The sequence below is a fragment of the Qipengyuania sp. GPGPB31 genome, assembly GCF_038396345.1.
Lineage (GTDB): Bacteria > Pseudomonadota > Alphaproteobacteria > Sphingomonadales > Sphingomonadaceae > Qipengyuania > Qipengyuania citrea.
On sequence record NZ_CP149572.1, the window covers coordinates 2,359,970 to 2,377,553 of the forward strand.

Here is a 17,584-nt window from a genome sequence, read left to right on the forward strand (position 1 = left end):
AGATGGAAAAGGCAGAGACCCCGCTTCAACACGTGCAGGCCAATATTGCCGCCGCCTGCCGGATCGCCCGCCGCGAACCGGAAGAAGTGACGCTGATCGCGGTCAGCAAGATGCATCCCGCAGAGGCGATCGAACCGCTGCTGCGCGAAGGACAGCGCCACTTCGGCGAGAACCGCGTGCAGGAGGCGCAGGGCAAATGGCCCGCGCTGCGCGAAGCCTATCCGGCGGTGCAATTGCACCTGATCGGGCAGTTGCAATCGAACAAGGCGGAGGACGCGGTCGCCCTGTTCGACGCGATCCACTCGCTCGATCGCCCCAGCCTGGTGAAGGCGCTGGGCAAGGCGATGGACAAATCAGGCCGGCGCGTGCCGTGCTTCATCCAGGTCGATGTCGGTGAAGAGGATCAGAAGGGGGGCTGCCCGGTGGCGGAATTGCCCGCGCTGATCGAACAGGCGCGGCAGGCGGACATTCCGCTGGCGGGCCTGATGTGCCTGCCCCCGCAGGACATCGAGCCAGCTCCGTTCTTCGCTTTCCTCGACAAGCTGGCGCGCGATCACGGGCTGGAAGGGCGCAGCATGGGAATGAGCGGGGATTACGAAACCGCGATCAAGCTGGGTGCGACGCATGTGCGCGTGGGCACGGCCCTGTTCGGCGCCCGTCCTGCTGCGCGGTAGCTGCTCGACCGTCCTCGAACGGCAAGACGGAGGGGTGCAGGGCTAGGCGTTCTCTAGCCGGTCCTGCGTGGCATCGCTGGCCGCTTCCATCAGCCGCGCTTCGATCCGGTTCATCCGGTCGCCCGGCTGCAGTTTCCCGCCCGTGAGATCGGTCACGTAGAAGGTATCCGCCGCGCGTTCGCCGTAATTGGTGACATGCGCGGAATGGACCACCAGCCGGCTTTCGAACAGCGCGCGGGCTAGCCGGTTGAGCAGCGCTGACCGGTCGCGCGCATTGACTTCGATGACGGTGAACTTGTTCGACGCCTTGTTGTCGAACAACACGCGCGGGGCGACGTCGAAGGCGCGGGCCCGGCTGTGCGGCAGCGGGCGCTGCGCCAGCCGCGGGGCGAGGTCGACCTTGTTGGCCAGCGCATCGGCGATGCTTTTCTTCAGCCGGTCGAGCTGGCCGGCCTCGGCGAAGGGTTCGCCATGCGGGTCCTGGACGAGAAAATTGTCCAGCGCCCAGCCCTTGCGGGTGGTGTGGATGCGCGCGTCGATGATGTTCCCGCCCGCCAGGTGGATGCCGCCTGCAATGCGGTAGAACAGGCCCGGATGGTCGGCGGCGATCACGGTCACCAGCGTCGCCCCGCGTGCTTCGTAATATTCGCAGTGGATCGACAGCTCGTGTTCGGCCGCGCGGGCGGCGGCATAATGCACCAGGTTGAGCGCGATGATATCGGTCGGCTCGGCGATCCAGTAGGCATCGCCCATGGTCTTGGCGAGTTCATCGACCAGCGCGGCGTCCTCGCCCAGCAATTTGGCGACTTCCTGCTGCTTGTAGGCCATTTTCTGTTCGCGCCCGTGGCGCATGTGGCCAAGCCGCAGCCGTTCGCTTGAGACATCGTACAGCTCGCCCAGCAACTGCCCCTTCCAGCTGTTCCACGTACCGGGCCCGACCGCGCGGATATCGACCGCGGTCAGGATGGCCAGATGGCGCAGCCGTTCCTGACTTTGCACCAGCGCGACGAAATCCTCGATCGTCTTGGGGTCGGTCAGATCGCGCTTCTGTGCGGTGTGGCTCATCAGCAGGTGGTTGCGCACCAGCCAGGCGACCATTTCGGTCTCGCTGGGGCTGAGGCCGAACCTCGGGCACAGGTCCTCGGCGACTTCGGCGCCGAGCACCGAATGATCCCCCCCGCGGCCCTTGGCGATATCGTGCAGCAGCGCCGCGACATAGGCCGTGCGGCGCGAACCGACCTTGTGGATCAGCCGCGTGGCGCGCGGATGGTCGTCGGCCAGTTCGCCCTTCTCGATCTGGTTGAGCAGGCCGATCGCGCGGATGGTGTGCTCGTCCACCGTATAGTGGTGGTACATGTCGAACTGCATCTGCGCATTGACCTTGCCGAAATCGGGCACGAACTTGCCGAACACGCCCGTCTCGTTCATCCAGCGCAGCACCATTTCGGGATCGTTGCGGCCGCACAGCAGGTCGAGGAACAGCGCGTTGGCGCGCGGATCCTCGCGCACCGCATTGTCGATCGCTCCGCTGTCGCGGTCGGCCTGCCGCATGGTTTCGGGATGGATCTCCAGCTCTTCGGCCTCGGCCAGCTGGAAGATCTCGATCAGCCGGACCGGGTCCTTCTTGAACCAGTCGTCCGAAGGCGCGGCGATCTTGCCCCCGAACACGCGATAGCCCTTGAGCTGGCGGGCTTTCTGCTTCCAGCCGGCGAAGAAGCCGCGCCGCGCGGTCTTGGCTTCGAACTGGTCGTCGATATGCGCGAGGAACACGCCGGTCAGCGAACCGACGCGTTTCGCCTGCAGGAAATAGAACTGCATGAACCGTTCGACCGAACTCTTGCCCGGCCGCTCGGCGAAATTCATGCGTTCGGCAATGCGCCGCTGCAGATCGAAGGTCAGCCGGTCCTCGGCGCGGCCGGTGATCACATGCATGTGGCTGCGCACCGCCAGCAGGAAGTTTTCCGCGCGCCGGAAGCTGCGATACTCGGCCGGGGTGAACAGGCCGACATCGACCAGTTCGGAGGCGGTGCGTACCCGGTGGATGAACTTGCCGATCCAGTAGAGCGTGTGGAGGTCGCGCAGCCCGCCCTTGCCGTCCTTCACATTGGGTTCGACGACGTAGCGGCTGTCGCCCATGCGCTTGTGACGAGCGTTGCGTTCGGCCAGTTTCTCGGTGACGAAATTGCGCTGATTGCCCTGCACGACCTCGGCGGTGAACCGCCGCGAACCTTCCTCGAACAGCTCCTGGTCGCCCCAGACGTAACGTCCTTCGAGCAGCGCGGTGCGGATGGTCAGATCGTTCTTCGACAGCCGCATCGCCTCGTCCAGCGTGCGGGTCGAATGGCCGACCTTCAGCCCGAGGTCCCACAACAGGTAGAGCATCGCCTCGACCACCTGTTCGCACCAGGCGGTTTTCTTCCCGCCGACGAGGAAGGCGACATCGACATCCGAATGCGGTGACATTTCCGCGCGGCCATAGCCGCCCACCGCGATCACCGTGAGCCGTTCGGCCTGCGAACGGTTGGCGCTGGGGTAGAGATGGGTGGTCGCGTGATCGTGGATCACCCGGATCAGCTGGTCGATGAGGAAGGCGAAACCGCCCGCATTCTCGTGGCCGGCCGAAGGCTTGGCCTCCAGCCGGCTCTCGAGTTCGGCGCGCCCCTTGTCGAGCGCGGTCTTGAGCAGCTGCACGACCGGCCCACGCGCCTGCTCGCCATGCTCCTCCACCAGCGAGCCGATTTCGGAGGCAAGCCTGCGCCTGTCGATGATCGCGCGCTGGCGGGGAACCTGGGTCGTGCTCAAGCCGGAAGATGCTCCTTGGCGTAGGTGGCCTTGACCGTCCGCTTGTCGACCTTCTGCGTGCCGAGGCGGGGCAGTTGTTCCTCGCTCTGCCACATCACCGAGGGGATCTTGAAGGGGGCAATGTGCTCGCGCAGGAAGTCCTGCAATTCCTCGACCGACAGCGTCTGTCCCGGATGCGGGTAATAGACTGCGGCCGGGATTTCGCCGAAGCGTTCGTCGGGCAGGCCGAAGACCGAGCATTCGGCAACCTTCGGATGCGCGTAGATCGCTTCCTCCACCTCGATGCAGCTGATGTTCTCGCCGCCGCGGATGATGATGTCCTTCTTGCGGTCGACGATGAAGAGATAATTGTCTTCATCGAGGTATCCGAGGTCACCAGTGCGGAAATAGGCATCGTCGGAATAGGCCGCCTTGGTGGCATCCTCGTTCTTCCAATAGCCGAGGAAGTTGCACACCGAGCGGATCGAGACCTCGCCGATCTGGCCCTGCGGCAGCGGCTTTCCATCGTCGTCGAGAATCGCCATGTCGACCAGCGGCAGCGAAGGCATGCCGGTGCTGTTGGGCTTGGCGAGATAGTTCTCGTTGAGATTGCCCGCGCCGACGCCGTTGGTCTCGGTCAGGCCATACCCCAGCGCGGGGAAGCCGTCCTTGAAGGCATCCTTGATCTTCTTGACGTGTTCGATCGGGCGCGCGGCACCGCCGCCGGCAAAGGTCTTGCACTGCGACAGATCGTATTTCTCGCGTTCCGGGTGAACCGCGATCTCGTAGCTCATCAGCGGCACGCCGACGAAATAGGTGATCTGTTCCCGGTCGAGCAGTTCGAGCGCATTGGTCGCATCCCACTTGGGCATCAGCACCAGCTTGCGGCCCATGGCGAAGCTCTGCAGGAACAGCGGGACCTCGCCCGTGACGTGGAACAGCGGCACCGCCACCAGCGCGCTGGGCTGGACGGTCGGGGCTTCGCCGCGCTCGGTCAGCAGCTGCAGCATCATCGCGGTCTGGCAGACGTAGTTCATCGTGCCCGAAACGACGCCGAGATGATCCGAATAGGCCCCCTTGGGGTGCCCGGTCGAACCCGAGGTGTAGAGAATGGTGGCGAGATCGTCGGGGCCGATCTGCCCCAGCATGCTCATGGCGGTGTCGCCCGCCGCCCATACGGGAGCGAGGCCTTCCGACGGGACGCCGTGCTCGAACACGACGACCTTCGCACCGTGTTCGACGCCTTCGAGCCGCTCGGCGCGCTGCGCATCGGCCAGCACCAGCTTGCAGTCGCACAGGCCGATTCCGTAAGCCATTTCCTCGCCGGTCCACCAGCCGTTGAGCAGGGTCGCGCAGCCGCCCGCCATGATCACGCCCATATAGGCGATGATCCAATTGGCCGAATTGCGCGCGGCGATACCCACGCGGTCGCCCTTTTCGATCCCGTGCTGGCTTGCCAGGCTATGCGCCACATGGCTGGCGGCATGCCAGACTTCGCCGAAGGTCAGCCGCATGTCGCCATCGACGATGAACAGCTCGTCCTTCTTCTCGTTGCAGAAATGCGCGAAGAAATGCGCCAGGCTGGGCGGCGCGTTCTTGAACGCCGGCATGGTGACGCCGCGGCGCGTCGTTTCGGTCAGTTCGAACATCTGTCCCGGTGCGGTAACCGCCTGGGTGATCCGGCTGATATCCTTGTCGAGTTGTGTCGGCATGGGTGGTGTAGTGTCCTCTCCAAATCGGCGCGCGGCCCCGTGATCGAGGCTCGCGCAGTAATTGCGGCTCGACGCAGGCTTTCCCCAAAACCCCTGCTATGCCAAAAGCCGCCCCGATGGGTCGCCGGTTGCGGCCTTCGACTCACCTCTAAGGGGATAACCACTTGCTGTCACTACTGGCTGCATCGGGCGCGGCAGAGCCGATCTACTGGGAAAATCTGGGGCTGCGGCCCTATCTGTTCGAGGTCGGCGGGTTCCAGCTGCGGTTCTACTCGCTCGCCTACCTGCTCGGCATCCTGTTCGCCTATTGGCACCTGTCGAAGATGATCAAGGCCCCCGGCGCGCCGATGGCGCAGCGCCATGCCGACGACCTGTTTTTCTATTGCACGCTCGGCGTCATCCTTGGCGGGCGGATCGGCTATGCGGCGTTCTACAAGCCCGAACTGTTCGCCAGCGCGGACGTGTTCAAGCTGTGGGAAGGCGGGATGAGCTTCCACGGCGGGGTCATCGGCGTGCTGATCGCGATCAGCTGGGTCGCCTGGCGCGGCGGGCTCAACTGGCTGCGCATCTGCGACTATATCGCGGTCAACGTGCCGCTGGCCTATATGCTCGGGCGGCTGGCGAATTTCGTCAACGGCGAACTCTACGGGCGCGCGGTTGCCAGCGACTTCCCGCTGGCGATGGTCTTCCCGACCGATCCCGACCAGCTCCCGCGCCACCCCAGCCAGCTGTACCAGGCAGGCTTCGAAGGGCTGCTGCTGGGGCTGCTGCTGCTGGCATTGTTCTGGCAGACCCGTGCCCGGCACCGGCCCGGCCTGCTGGTGGCGGTCTTCACCATCGGCATGGGGCTGGGGCGGTTTTTGATGGAATTCTTCCGCGAACCCGACACGCACCTCGCCTATGTGGTGGTCGAAACCGGCCTTTCGCGCGGACAGTGGCTCAGCCTGCCGATGATCCTGATCGGTGTCGTGGTCCTGGTCTATGCGCTGCTGCGCCCGGCCACGGGCAGCGCGGGGGCGGGCAAGACCCGCCCCGCATGAGCGAAGCCGTTTCGACCCCGCTGGCGGACAGCTTCCGCCGGTTGATCGCCCAGCACGGGCCGATGCCCGTCACGCGCTACATGGGCGAAAGCAACGCCCGCTATTACACCACGCGCGATCCGCTGGGCGCGGCCGGCGATTTCACCACCGCGCCCGAGATCAGCCAGATGTTCGGCGAAATGGCGGGTCTGTGGCTGGCGGATATCTGGACCCGGGCGGGGCGCCCGGAAGACGCGCTCTATGTCGAGCTCGGGCCGGGCCGGGGGACGCTGGCGAAGGATGCGCTGCGCGCGATGGCCAGCCAGGGACTGCGCCCGCAGGTGCATCTGGTCGAGGGATCCGAAGCCCTGCGCGCGGTCCAGGGAGCGGCGCTGGCCGGGGCGCAGTTCCACGATTCGCTCGACAGCCTGCCGACCGATCGCCCCATCCTGCTGCTTGCCAACGAGTTTCTCGATGCACTGCCGGTGCGGCAATTGGTTCGGACCGAAACCGGCTGGCGCGAACGGATGGTCGGGATCGAGGACGGCGATCTGGCTTTCGTTTCGGGGCCGAGCCCGCTCGACGCGGCGGTGCCCGACGCGCAGCGCAGTGCGCCGGTCGGCACGGTCATCGAAACCTCCCCCGCCGCCGCGGCGCTGGTGGAGGCGCTGGCGCGGCGGATCGACGTCCAGGGCGGCGCGGCGCTGCTGATCGATTACGGCCATCTCGCCCCGCGCACCGGGGCGACGCTGCAGGCCGTCCGTGCGCATGAAAAGGTCGATGTCTTCGCCGCACCGGGCGAAATGGACCTCACCGCGCATGTCGATTTCGCGACGCTCGACACGATCGCGCGGCGCGAAGGCGTGGCGAGCTCGCTGACCACGCAGGGTGCTTGGCTGACCGCGATGGGCATCGGCCTGCGCGCGCAGGCACTGGTCGCTGCGGCGCCCGGCCGCGCGCGCGAAGTGCAGCAAGCGCATGACCGCCTCGTGCAAGAGGATGCCATGGGCGACCTGTTCAAATGCATGGCGCTGTCCGCGCGCGACTGGCCGCGCGGCGCGGGATTCCCCGAAGGCCAGCGGAGGACGCCCCCGTCATGAAACACCTGCTTGCTGTTGCCGCGCTTGTGCTGGCCGTCACGCCGCTGGCCGCCGCCGAACCGATCGAAGGCCGCTGGGTGACCGCGGAAAAGGACGCCATCGTGCAGATCAGCGATTGCGGACGCAGTATCTGCGGGCGGATCGCCAAATTCCTCGTCACCCCGCCGCAGGGCGCCGACCAGCGCGACGTCAACAATCGCGATGCTGCCAAGCGCAGCCGCAAGCTGCTCGGCATGGCGATCCTCACCGGGTTCACCGAAGACGAGGATTCGTGGCGCGGCGAGATCTACGATCCGAACAACGGCAAGACCTATCGTTCGATAGTGCGCCGCCGCGGTCCCGACCGGCTCGAGGTCAAGGGGTGCATCGGCCCCTTCTGCCAGACGCAGGTCTGGCAGCGCGCGCGCTAGTCTACAGGCCGATCCGTTCGGCCAGGCGCTGCGCGGCCCGTTCGAACGACAGCTTGTCTTCGGTCCGGTCGACCGAATAATTGGCTTCGCGCATTGCATCCACGCCGATCGCACCGACCAGTGGTTCCAGCGCGGCGACAAGTGCGTCGTCGGCCCCGGTTGCGGGGGCGAGCAGGATGATCGCATCGTAATTGGGGAAGGCGCCTTCCGGATCGTCGAGGATCACGAGGTCATCCGCCGCGATCCGCCCGTCGGAGGTGTAGGCACCGATCACGTCGGCCTCGCCCGAGGTCAGCGCATTGTACATGAAGGTGGGCGAGAAATTGCGCCGCGCGGCGAAGCGCAGGCCATAGGCCTCGCGCACCGCAATCCATTCGGGCCGTTCGAAGAATTCGGGATCGCCGCCGATGGTCATGCCCTGCGCGCGTCCCGCGAGATCGCCGATGCTGCTAAAGCCGCCGGCCTCGGCCGCTGCGCGCGGCATGGCGAGGCCGTAGGCGTTTTCGAAACCCAGCCGGCCCAGCACATGCGTGCCGCTGGTGCGTGTTTCCCACGCGGCAATTTCGGCAAGCATGGTTTCGCGGTCGGGATTGTCGCTGCGTTCCATCTGGTTGGTCCAGATGGTGCCGGTGTAATCGACCAGCACGTCGATCGCCCCGGTCGATACCGCCTGGTGCGCGACCGCCGAACCCAGGCCGTCACGGTATTCGACCGAGAAGCCCTCCGCCTGGAGCCGTTGCCCGATCAGGCGGGCGAGGATGTATTGCTCGGAAAAGCCCTTCGCCCCGATGACGATGCGGTCGCCCCCCCGGTCGCCGAACTGGACGGTAAGCGCGCCGAGAATGCCCAGCAGGACCGCCGCCAGTCCGCCGAACGTCAGCATCCGGCGGCGCGTGGCGAGCCCTTTCTCGATCAGGCCCAGCAGCGCATCGGCGACCAGCGCCAGCCCGGCGCTGGCAATACACCCCGCCAGCACCAGCACCCAGTTCTGCGTCTGCAGTCCGGCGAAGATCGGATCGCCCAGGCTTGGCTGGCCGATGGTGGTGGCCAGCGTGGCGGCACCGATGGTCCACACCGCCGCAGTGCGGATGCCGGCCATGATGTAAGGCGCGGTCAGCGGGGCCTCGACCAGCCGCAGCCGCTGCCAGAAGGTCATCCCGACGCCGTGCGCGGCCTCTATCACGCCGGGGTCGAGATTGACCTGCGCGGTCACCGCATTGCGCAGGATCGGCAGCAGCGCGTACAGCGCCAGCGCCAGCAGTGCGGGCAGGAAACCCAGCGTGGGCAGACCCTCGCCGAACACCGCGCGCAGCGACAGCAATATGGGGAAGAACAGCGCGAGCAGCGCCAGCGCGGGGATCGTCTGCACCAGGCTGGCAAAGCCCAGCGTGGCGCGCGCGACCGGTTCGGAACGGCTGGCCCAGACCGCCAGCGGCAAGGCCACTGCAATCCCCAGCGCGATCGCCGCAGCGGACAGCAGCACATGCGCGGCCAGCTTGTCGCCGAGGCCGAGCAGCGTGGTCCAGATCGCGCTCACCGGGCCAGCTCCGCCAGCCGGTCGGCCTGCGCGCGGGGAACCGCGACCAGACCCTGCGCGATGGCGCCGCCGGCCCCCGACAGCAGCGCGTGCGGGGTTTCGTCCGCGACCACTTTCCCGGCATCCATCACCAGCACGCGGTCAGCCAGCAGCAGAGCTTCGGCCATGTCGTGAGTGACCATCACCGTGGTCAGGCCGAATTCGCCATGCAGGGCGCGGACCCGGTCGCCGAGCGCGTCGCGCGTGATCGGATCGAGTGCGCCGAAGGGTTCGTCCATTAGCAGCAAGCGCGGTTCATTGGCCAGTGCGCGCGCCACACCGACCCGCTGGCGCTGCCCGCCCGACAATTCGTCGGGTAGCCGGTCCGCCATTTCGGGTTCGAGATCGACCAGTTCGAGCAGGCGGGCAATCCGTTCGCCCGCCAGCCGTTCGCCGACCAGCCGCGGGCCGATGGCGATGTTTTCGCCCACCGTCATGTGCGGGAACAGCCCGACCGACTGAAACACGTAACCGATCTGGCGGCGCAGCGCCGCCAAGGGCAGGCCTTCGACATTGTCGCCCGCGAACCGCACTGCGCCGGCGGTCGGATCGATCAGGCGGTTGACGGTCTTGAGCAGCGTCGACTTGCCCGAGCCCGAGGCGCCGACCAGCGCGACGAATTCGCCATCGCCGACCGCCAGCGACACGCCGGCTACTGCCAGCGTCGGGCCATAGCTCTTGCGCACGTTGCTGAATTCGACCAGCGCTGGCGGGTCCCCGCTCACGTGGCTTCGTCGGCGGTCTCGACCGGCAGGGCGTAGGTGACGCTTTCCAGTTCGATCACCGTGCCCGCATCGTTTTCGGCGCGCATCACGCCATTGCGCATCCGGTCCGGTTCCCAGCAGCGTTCGACACCGTTTTCGTCATCGGGCCGCAGGCACAGCCGCTTGCCGCTGCCTTCTTCCTCGGAATACCGCCAGCTGCCGGTCTGCCACGGATCGCCGTTGCGCAGGTCGCGGTAGGTGCCGTCCTGGTCGAGATAGGTGGTGTAGCGCGCGCCATCGGCCGCCAGCACCCGCCAGGCGGTCGCGGCGAACACCTCGGGCGCGGGTTCGCCGGTGGGAGTGGCGATGGCCTGCTGCGTCGCGGTGAGCGTTTCGCTTTGCTGTTCGGTCGGGCTGCAGGCGGCGAGCGCGGACAGGACAAGGCCGGCCAGCGCCAGTCGCCGCGGCAGGAATTTCGCATCGCTCAGCATGAGGTCTGGCAAAGCACAGCCGCGCCCCACACGCAAGGCGCAGCCCGGGTCAGGTCTGGATCGATGTGCGCGGGAAAACGATCCGGATGTCGAGCCCGTCATCCGAATAGGTGCGCTCGAACGTGCCGCTCAGCTGGCCTTCGACGGCCATGCGCAGCAACCGCGAACCGAAGCCTTCGGGCGATCCCGGCGTGGGAACGGCGCCGCCGCGAGTGTTCTCGTCCCAAGTGACGCAGACCGTGTCGTCGCCCTCGCAATCGGCCTCGACCGTCACCGTGACGAACCCGTCGGGGGCCGACAATGCGCCGTATTTGGCCGAGTTGGTGGCCAGTTCGTGGAAGATCAGCGCCAGCGGCGTGGCCGCGCGCGCGCCGATCCTGATGCCCGGCCCGGTCACGCTGAAACGCTCCTGGTCCGGCGTGCCATAGGGGGCGAGCAGGTCGGCCAGCAGACCCGATAGCGTGCTTGCGCGCTGCCCGTGTCCGGGGCGGACGTAATTGTGCGCAGCGCTCAGTGAGCGGATCGTATCGTTAAGCTCGGCAGCGAATTCGGCGATCTCGGGCTTGCCCCGGGCGCGGATTGCAATCAGCCCCGACACCACCGCGAAGATGTTCTTGATCCGGTGCGACAGTTCGTTCGCCAGCAGGTCGCGTGCTTCGGACAGGCGGTGCTGCCGGTCGACGTCGATGACCGTCCCGAACCAGCGGTTCTGCCCTTCGGTGGTGGGGGTCTGCACCGCGCGCGCCAGCATCCAGCGGTAATTGCCGTCGGACAGCTTGAGCCGCCATTCGTATTCGAACGGCTTGCCGCTCTCGAGCGAGGCCTGGAACGCGCCCGAGGCCTGCGCCCAGTCTTCCGGGTGCACCGCATTCTGCCAGTCGGCCAGCCGGCGCGGCTGGGCGGTGGCGGTCAGCTCGCTCCACTGCGCGCTGACATAGTCGAAATTGCCCGCGCCATCGGCCGACCAGGCGATCCCCGGCACGCTGTCGATCATGCGCTGGAGATAGCTCTCGCGCATGTGCACCGCTTCCTGCGCGGTCTCGCCCAGCCGGCGCTGCGAAATGCGCCGCATCGCCGATTTGGCAAGCACCGAAAGCGACTCGCGCTGGATGTCGCTTAGCCCTTCGGGTCGCGGTTTGGTATCAATCACGCAGAGCGCGCCAAGCGGTGCCCCCTCGACCGAAATCAGCGGGTGGCCGGCGTAGAATCGGATATGCGGTTCGTCGGTGACCAGCGGGTTGTCGGTGAAACGCGCATCCTCGCGCGCGTCGGGCACGACCAACGGCTCGGCGCCGAGCATGGCATGCGCGCAGAAGCTGGTGGGGCGCGGGGTTTCGCGCGCGTCGATCCCGGTACGCGTAAGGAACAGCTGGCGGCCTTCCTCGACCACGGTCACCATCGCCATCGGCACGTCGCACAGCTTGGCTACGAGGTCGACCAGCTCCTGCAATTCGGGATCGTCGACCATTCCCTGCGTACCGTGCGCAGCCAGCACCGCGAGGCGCTTGTCCTCGTCGCAATAGGCATCCGAAGGCGGTGTGCCCTCGGGCCAAAGTATGCTCGGTTTGCGAAACATGGCCGAAGCTTGCCGACTAGAAGCAAGCGTCTCTCAGGTAAAGCAATTCCGCGCTGGATCACATCAGGCAGACCTATTGCGTTTGCCCCATCTGGCGCGCTCGGCTATCGGCCCGCGCAACTAAAGAGAATCTTCGCCAGCCCCAAGGAGAGAGCATGCGCGCGACCCCCGATTTCGATTTCCAGCTTGGCGAAAGCGCGGAAATGATCCGCGACACCGTGGCCCGCTTCGCCGACGAACAGATCGCCCCCCAGGCCGAGAAGATCGACCGCGAGGACTATTTCCCGCGCGAGGAACTGTGGCGCCAGATGGGCGAGCTCGGCCTGCACGGCCTGACTGTGGATGAAGCCGATGGCGGGCTGGGTCTCGGCTATCTCGAACACGTCATCGCGGTCGAGGAAGTCAGCCGGGCCTCGGCCTCGCTCGGCCTCAGCTACGGCGCGCATTCGAACCTGTGCATCAACCAGATCCGCCGCTGGGGCAATGCCGAGCAGAAGGCCAAGTATCTCCCCCCGCTGATCTCGGGCGAGCATGTCGGCAGCCTGGCCATGTCCGAAGCCTCCGCCGGATCGGACGTGGTGTCGATGAAGCTCAAGGCCGAAGCGGTCGATGGCGGCTACCGCCTCAACGGTACCAAGTTCTGGATCACCAATGCGCCCCATGCCGATACGCTGGTGGTCTATGCCAAGACCGATGGCAGCGCGGGCAGCCGCGGGATCACCGCCTTTCTGATCGAGAAGGATGATGCGGGGTTCTCCATCGGCCAGAAGATCGAGAAGGTCGGCATGCGCGGGTCGCCCACCGCCGAACTGGTGTTCGACGATTGCTTCGTGCCCGAAGACCGCGTGATGGGGCCGCTGAACGGCGGCGTCGGCGTGCTGATGAGCGGGCTGGATTACGAACGCGTGGTCCTGTCGGGCATCCAGCTGGGCATCATGCAGGCCTGTCTCGACACGGTCATTCCCTACCTGCGCGAGCGCAAGCAGTTCGGCAAACCGATCGGCAGCTTCCAGCTGATGCAGGCCAAGGTGGCCGACATGTATGTCGCGCTGCAAACCGCCCGGGCCTATACCTATGCGGTCGCCAAGGCCTGCGATGCCGACCAGACGACGCGCTTCGATGCCGCCGGCGTGATCCTCTATTCGAGCGAGAGCGCCTTCCGCGTGGCCGCCGAAAGCGTCCAGGCGCTGGGCGGGGCGGGCTATACGCTCGACTGGCCGGTCGAACGCTACATGCGCGATGCCAAGCTGCTCGACATCGGCGCCGGCACCAACGAGATTCTGCCGCATGCTGATCGGCCGCGAACTGATCGGGGCGGCGGGGTGAAAACAATAGGGGGGCCAACGCTATGACTGAAAGACCAGATGGCTCGACAGCCACCGCTATTGGCTGGGGGTTAGTCGCGGTTGGCGTTTTGGCTTCCTTCTTCGTTGCGCAAGCTGACACGCCAGTCGGATTTTGGTTGAGTATCGGAACTGCCAACCTCGGGATCGGGCTAGGAGTGCTCCTCCTTTCGCTCGGTTATCTAGTTAGAGCGATCTGGTTCCTTCCCGGTCGTAGCGATCTTGAACCCGAGTCACTTACCCTCGAAAGCGCTGACGAAGTCTTCGTCGAAGAATGTGAATGGTGTGGTGTTGTCGTTCAGACCCCTGCTATCCCGTGCTCTGCCTTCACCAGCGAACATCTTCCAATACCGTCCAACAGGGTCTCAAATGCCGCCTGTATCAAGGCGCTAGGAGACAGAGGCTACCTCTCATGACCGCACCCGTCCTTACCTCGACGCTCGACCGCGAAGCGCCCGACGCCAAGGCGCGGTTCGCGCACAACAGGTCGCTCGCCGCCGAATTGCGCTCCGCCGTCGCCGCAGCCGCGCTCGGCGGGTCGGAAGGCAGCCGCGAGCGGCATGTCGGGCGGGGCAAGTTGCTCCCGCGCGAACGGGTCGAGCGGCTGCTCGATCCCGGCTCGCCCTTCCTCGAGATCTGCCAGCTTGCGGCCAACGGGATGTACGGCAAGGACGAAATCAACGGCGCGGGGCTGATCTGCGGGATCGGCCGCGTTGCGGGCCGGCAGGTGATGATCGTGTGCAACGATGCCACGGTGAAGGGCGGCACCTATTACCCGATGACGGTCAAGAAGCACTTGCGCGCGCAGGAAATCGCGCAGGAAAACCGCCTGCCGTGCATCTACCTCGTCGACAGCGGCGGGGCGAACCTGCCGCACCAGGCGGAGGTCTTCCCCGACCGCGACCATTTCGGGCGCATCTTCTTCAACCAGGCGAACATGTCCGCGCTTGGCATCCCGCAGATCGCCTGCGTGATGGGAAGCTGCACCGCGGGCGGGGCCTACGTCCCGGCCATGTCCGACGAAACGGTGATCGTGCGCGAACAGGGCACGATCTTCCTTGCCGGTCCGCCGCTGGTAAAGGCCGCGACGGGCGAGGAGATCAGCGCGGAAGACCTGGGCGGCGGCGATCTGCATGCGCGCAAGTCGGGCGTGGTCGACCATCTGGCCGAGAACGACGAGCATGCGCTGACCATCGTGCGCGACATCGTCAGCCATCTGGGCGAGAACCCGGCCGCCGCGCAAAGCGTGGAACGGCGCGATGCCCGCGCCCCGCAATTCGATGCCGAGGACCTCTATGCGCTGATCCCCGACGATGTCCGCGCGCCCTACGACGTGCACGAGGTCATCGCCCGGCTGGTCGACGGCAGCGAGTTCCACGAATTCAAGCAGCATTACGGCAGCACGCTGGTGTGCGGCTTTGCCCATATCTGGGGCATGCCGGTCGCGATCCTCGCCAACAATGGCGTGCTGTTTTCCGAAAGCGCGCAGAAGGGTGCGCATTTCATCGAACTGGCGTGCCAGCGCCGGATCCCCTTGCTGTTCCTGCAGAACATCAGCGGCTTCATGGTGGGCGGCAAGTACGAGGCCGAAGGCATTGCCAAGCATGGCGCCAAGCTGGTCACCGCAGTCGCCACCGCCAGCGTGCCCAAGATCACCGTGGTTATCGGCGGCAGCTTCGGGGCGGGCAATTACGGCATGTGCGGCCGCGCCTACAGCCCGCGTTTCCTGTTCACCTGGCCCAACGCGCGGATCAGCGTGATGGGGGGCGAACAGGCCGCCTCGGTACTGGCGACGGTCCACCGCGATGCCGACAGCTGGAGCGATGAGGAGGCCGAAGCCTTCAAGGCGCCGATCCGCCAGAAATACGAGGACGAGGGCAACCCCTATTACGCCACCGCGCGGTTGTGGGACGACGGGGTGATCGACCCCGTGCAGACGCGCGACGTACTGGGGCTGGCCCTTGGCGCCACGCTCGAGGCGCCGATCCCCGAACGACCGCAATTCGGCGTGTTCCGGATGTAGTCTCGCAATCCGCCGGGCTTGTGCTAGGCGGAAGCGGGGAGAGACCATGCCGACCGATCCGAACCGCCGGCCCTCGCTGCTGAGCCGTCTGGTGCGGCGCATTCTGCTCGCCCTGTATCGCTGGAAGGGCTGGACGCTCGAAGGCCGTCGCCCGGACTGCGACAAATTCATCATTCTCGGCGCGCCGCACACGTCGAACTGGGATTTCATCTTCTTCCTCGGCGCGACGCACGAGCTGGGCATACGGCCCAATTTCATCGGCAAGTCGAGCCTGTTCAAATGGCCGATGACCCGGTTCATGCTCGATATGGGCGGGGTCCCGGTCGAACGCTCGAAAAGCGGCAATTACGTCGAACAGGTGGCAGCGGCATTCGCGCGGTCAGACGATCTGGCGCTGGTCATCGCGCCCGAGGGATCGCGGACCTTCAGGGGCGAATGGAAAACCGGTTTCTACCATATCGCCATGGCAGCGGGCGTGCCGATCGTGCCCGCTTGGGTCGACAATGCCACCATGCGCGGCGGCATCGGCGAAGCGATCGTGCCGACCGGCGACTATGCGGCAGACCTCGCCCGGCTGGCGGCCTTCTACCGCGAGAAGCGCCCCGATTGCGACCGGTTCGCCGCGCTGGAAAACCACGCCCTTACGCTGAAGGAGAAGACGCGTGATAGTTGAATCGCTGCTCGCGAATTTCGTGATCCTGCTTGGTCTGGCCCTGATCCTGTGGGTGGTCGCGGTGCAGATCGGCGATGTCAGTTTCGTCGATGCCTTCTGGGGCGGCGGGATGGCCCTGTTGGCGCTGGTCAGCTGGCTGCGGCTCTACGAACCCGGCGCACTGGCCACGCTGCTGATGGCGATGGCGGTGATCTGGGGCGCCCGGCTCGCGCTCCACCTGCTGATCCGCTGGCGCCGCGAGGGAGAGGACAAGCGCTATCGGCGCATGCTGGCGAAGGACCGCGAACAGGGCCGGTTCGCGGTGGCGGCGCTGACCAAGGTCTTCCTCGGCCAGTCGGTGCTGCTGTTCATCGTCTCCAGCCCCGCGCAATACGGCATTCTCGAAGCCGGCTCGCTCACGCCGCTCAGCGGGCTGGCACTGGTCGGCGCCGCGCTGTGGCTGGTGGGCATCCTCTTCGAATGGGTCGGCGATTGGCAGCTTGCGCGGTTCAAGGCGGATCCGGCCAATGCAGGCAAGGTGATGGACCGCGGGCTGTGGCGCTACACCCGCCACCCCAATTATTTCGGCGATGCCTGCGTCTGGTGGGGTATCTGGATCGCGGCCGCTTCGGCGGGCTGGTGGGTGGCCGCAGCGACCGTTATCGGGCCGCTGTTCCTGACCTTCACGCTTACCCGCTGGTCGGGCGCCCCGCTGCTCGAAGGCGGGATGAAGAAATCGCGGCCGGGCTATGCGGCCTACAAGGCGCGGACGTCGGCCTTCTTCCCGCTCCCGCCGAAGAAATCCGCCGGCTAGCCGCATGGGGGGTTTAACCCCGGCACGTCCATGCCTAATTTGCGGGATGAGCGGAGTAGGGAACGCGCCGGCATGAGCGAGAACGAAATCGACGAATTGCGTCGCCGCTTCGCGCGCGAAGCGATGGCGCTGATGGAACGCAAGGGCGAAGAGGTTTCGCGCACGCGGCTGGCGGCCGAGCTGAGCGTGGCGCGGGCGCGGATCGACGCGGTGTTCCCCGAGGAAAGCGACCTGCTCGAAGCGGTGACCGCCGAATGGTTCGCCCCCAAGCTGGCAGTGATGGACGAGGTGATGGCGTCCGACCTGCCGCCGCCGCGCAAGATGTATGAATTCTTCGCCCGCCGCTATCGGCTGCTGCACCGCAATTTCCGCGACGACCCGGCGACGTTCAACCTCTATGTCGAGATGGGCGAACGCTATTTCGACTATGCCCGCAGCTATATCGACCTGGCCGACCACTATCTGTGCGAACTGATCGCCGAAGCGCAGGCCGAAGGCTATCTCAAAGGGCTCGAGGTCGACACTGCCATGTCGATCATCAACCAGATGGTGAGCTGCTATCTGCAGCCCTATCTCATCGCGGTGGTCGACGACCGGCTGAGCGAGGAGAAACTGGGCCTGATCGTCGGCGCGATTTTCGACGGGCTCGACAGCCGCGATGGCGGCGCGCGCGGCACGCAGGATATTCGCGCGGCCTGACCTGCTGCGC

At 66.1% G+C, this 17,584-nt stretch carries 14 protein-coding genes and 1 pseudogene; 9 read left to right on the forward strand and 6 right to left on the reverse strand.

From position 1 onward, the window contains the following. The first annotated feature begins 2 nt into the window (after positions 1 to 2). Complete coding sequence (locus WKH79_RS11870) at positions 3 to 674, forward strand: YggS family pyridoxal phosphate-dependent enzyme (RefSeq protein WP_341858993.1); 672 nt, start codon at positions 3 to 5, stop codon at positions 672 to 674. A gap of 42 nt (positions 675 to 716) precedes the next feature. Here WKH79_RS11870 and WKH79_RS11875 read toward each other — a convergent pair whose 3' ends face one another. Both WKH79_RS11875 and WKH79_RS11880 read right to left on the reverse strand, forming a co-directional pair. After that, a complete protein-coding gene (locus tag WKH79_RS11875; RefSeq protein WP_341858994.1) occupies positions 717 to 3,476 on the reverse strand; it encodes a [protein-PII] uridylyltransferase in 2,760 nt (919 codons plus the stop codon). After that, the gene (locus WKH79_RS11880) at positions 3,473 to 5,167 is read right to left on the reverse strand and encodes a class I adenylate-forming enzyme family protein (RefSeq protein WP_341858995.1); all 1,695 of its coding nucleotides are present in this window, start codon (positions 5,165 to 5,167) and stop codon (positions 3,473 to 3,475) included. The genes WKH79_RS11875 and WKH79_RS11880 overlap by 4 nt, the downstream gene beginning before the upstream one ends. 164 nt (positions 5,168 to 5,331) lie before the next feature. Here WKH79_RS11880 and lgt point away from each other — a divergent pair, with 164 nt between their 5' ends. The 3 genes from lgt to WKH79_RS11895 are packed head-to-tail and all read left to right on the forward strand — an operon-like array spanning position 5,332 to position 7,696. Beyond that, positions 5,332 to 6,207, forward strand: a complete 876-nt coding sequence (gene lgt, locus WKH79_RS11885) for a prolipoprotein diacylglyceryl transferase (RefSeq protein WP_341858996.1) — start codon at positions 5,332 to 5,334, stop codon at positions 6,205 to 6,207. Further along, complete coding sequence (locus WKH79_RS11890; protein ID WP_341858997.1) at positions 6,204 to 7,286, forward strand: SAM-dependent methyltransferase; 1,083 nt, start codon at positions 6,204 to 6,206, stop codon at positions 7,284 to 7,286. The genes lgt and WKH79_RS11890 overlap by 4 nt, the downstream gene beginning before the upstream one ends. Further along, positions 7,283 to 7,696, forward strand: coding sequence for a DUF2147 domain-containing protein (locus tag WKH79_RS11895; RefSeq protein ID WP_269420533.1), 414 nt, complete (start codon positions 7,283 to 7,285; stop codon positions 7,694 to 7,696). The genes WKH79_RS11890 and WKH79_RS11895 overlap by 4 nt, the downstream gene beginning before the upstream one ends. Before the next feature lies 1 nt (position 7,697). Here WKH79_RS11895 and WKH79_RS11900 read toward each other — a convergent pair whose 3' ends face one another. From WKH79_RS11900 to WKH79_RS11915, 4 genes are read right to left on the reverse strand one after another with little or no spacing between them, the layout of a single operon-like run. Beyond that, positions 7,698 to 9,233: an ABC transporter permease/substrate-binding protein gene (locus tag WKH79_RS11900; RefSeq protein WP_341858998.1), complete on the reverse strand. Its 1,536-nt coding sequence runs from the start codon at positions 9,231 to 9,233 to the stop codon at positions 7,698 to 7,700. Then, a complete protein-coding gene (locus tag WKH79_RS11905) occupies positions 9,230 to 9,997 on the reverse strand; it encodes an ATP-binding cassette domain-containing protein (protein ID WP_050601662.1) in 768 nt (255 codons plus the stop codon). The genes WKH79_RS11900 and WKH79_RS11905 overlap by 4 nt, the downstream gene beginning before the upstream one ends. After that, a complete protein-coding gene (locus tag WKH79_RS11910) occupies positions 9,994 to 10,467 on the reverse strand; it encodes a hypothetical protein (protein ID WP_341858999.1) in 474 nt (157 codons plus the stop codon). The genes WKH79_RS11905 and WKH79_RS11910 overlap by 4 nt, the downstream gene beginning before the upstream one ends. 49 nt (positions 10,468 to 10,516) lie before the next feature. Beyond that, complete coding sequence (locus tag WKH79_RS11915) at positions 10,517 to 12,043, reverse strand: HWE histidine kinase domain-containing protein (protein ID WP_341859000.1); 1,527 nt, start codon at positions 12,041 to 12,043, stop codon at positions 10,517 to 10,519. Between the two features lie 155 nt (positions 12,044 to 12,198). Here WKH79_RS11915 and WKH79_RS11920 point away from each other — a divergent pair. From WKH79_RS11920 to WKH79_RS11940, 5 genes and pseudogenes are all read left to right on the forward strand, one after another. Next, positions 12,199 to 13,369: pseudogene (locus WKH79_RS11920) on the forward strand (isovaleryl-CoA dehydrogenase). A gap of 429 nt (positions 13,370 to 13,798) precedes the next feature. Further along, positions 13,799 to 15,409: a carboxyl transferase domain-containing protein gene (locus tag WKH79_RS11925; protein WP_341859001.1), complete on the forward strand. Its 1,611-nt coding sequence runs from the start codon at positions 13,799 to 13,801 to the stop codon at positions 15,407 to 15,409. 46 nt (positions 15,410 to 15,455) lie between these two features. Further along, positions 15,456 to 16,082 carry a lysophospholipid acyltransferase family protein gene (locus tag WKH79_RS11930; RefSeq protein ID WP_063506235.1) on the forward strand — a complete coding sequence of 209 codons (627 nt, stop codon included), beginning with the start codon at positions 15,456 to 15,458 and terminating at the stop codon, positions 16,080 to 16,082. Then, positions 16,072 to 16,875: a DUF1295 domain-containing protein gene (locus tag WKH79_RS11935; RefSeq protein ID WP_341859002.1), complete on the forward strand. Its 804-nt coding sequence runs from the start codon at positions 16,072 to 16,074 to the stop codon at positions 16,873 to 16,875. Before WKH79_RS11930 ends, WKH79_RS11935 begins: the two co-directional genes overlap by 11 nt. Before the next feature lie 72 nt (positions 16,876 to 16,947). Next, a complete protein-coding gene (locus WKH79_RS11940; RefSeq protein ID WP_050601668.1) occupies positions 16,948 to 17,574 on the forward strand; it encodes a hypothetical protein in 627 nt (208 codons plus the stop codon). Positions 17,575 to 17,584: the final 10 nt, after the last annotated feature.

Bases quoted from the DNA above. Each gene is read 5' to 3' on its own strand.
- WKH79_RS11940 (WP_050601668.1), top strand. From the start codon at position 16,948: ATGAGCGAGAACGAAATCGACGAATTGCGTCGCCGCTTCGCGCGCGAA.
- WKH79_RS11880 (WP_341858995.1), bottom strand. From the start codon at position 5,167: ATGCCGACACAACTCGACAAGGATATCAGCCGGATCACCCAGGCGGTT.
- WKH79_RS11925 (WP_341859001.1), top strand. From the start codon at position 13,799: ATGACCGCACCCGTCCTTACCTCGACGCTCGACCGCGAAGCGCCCGAC.
- WKH79_RS11870 (WP_341858993.1), top strand. From the start codon at position 3: ATGGAAAAGGCAGAGACCCCGCTTCAACACGTGCAGGCCAATATTGCC.
- WKH79_RS11895 (WP_269420533.1), top strand. From the start codon at position 7,283: ATGAAACACCTGCTTGCTGTTGCCGCGCTTGTGCTGGCCGTCACGCCG.
- WKH79_RS11930 (WP_063506235.1), top strand. From the start codon at position 15,456: ATGCCGACCGATCCGAACCGCCGGCCCTCGCTGCTGAGCCGTCTGGTG.
- WKH79_RS11910 (WP_341858999.1), bottom strand. From the start codon at position 10,467: ATGCTGAGCGATGCGAAATTCCTGCCGCGGCGACTGGCGCTGGCCGGC.
- WKH79_RS11915 (WP_341859000.1), bottom strand. From the start codon at position 12,043: ATGTTTCGCAAACCGAGCATACTTTGGCCCGAGGGCACACCGCCTTCG.
- WKH79_RS11890 (WP_341858997.1), top strand. From the start codon at position 6,204: ATGAGCGAAGCCGTTTCGACCCCGCTGGCGGACAGCTTCCGCCGGTTG.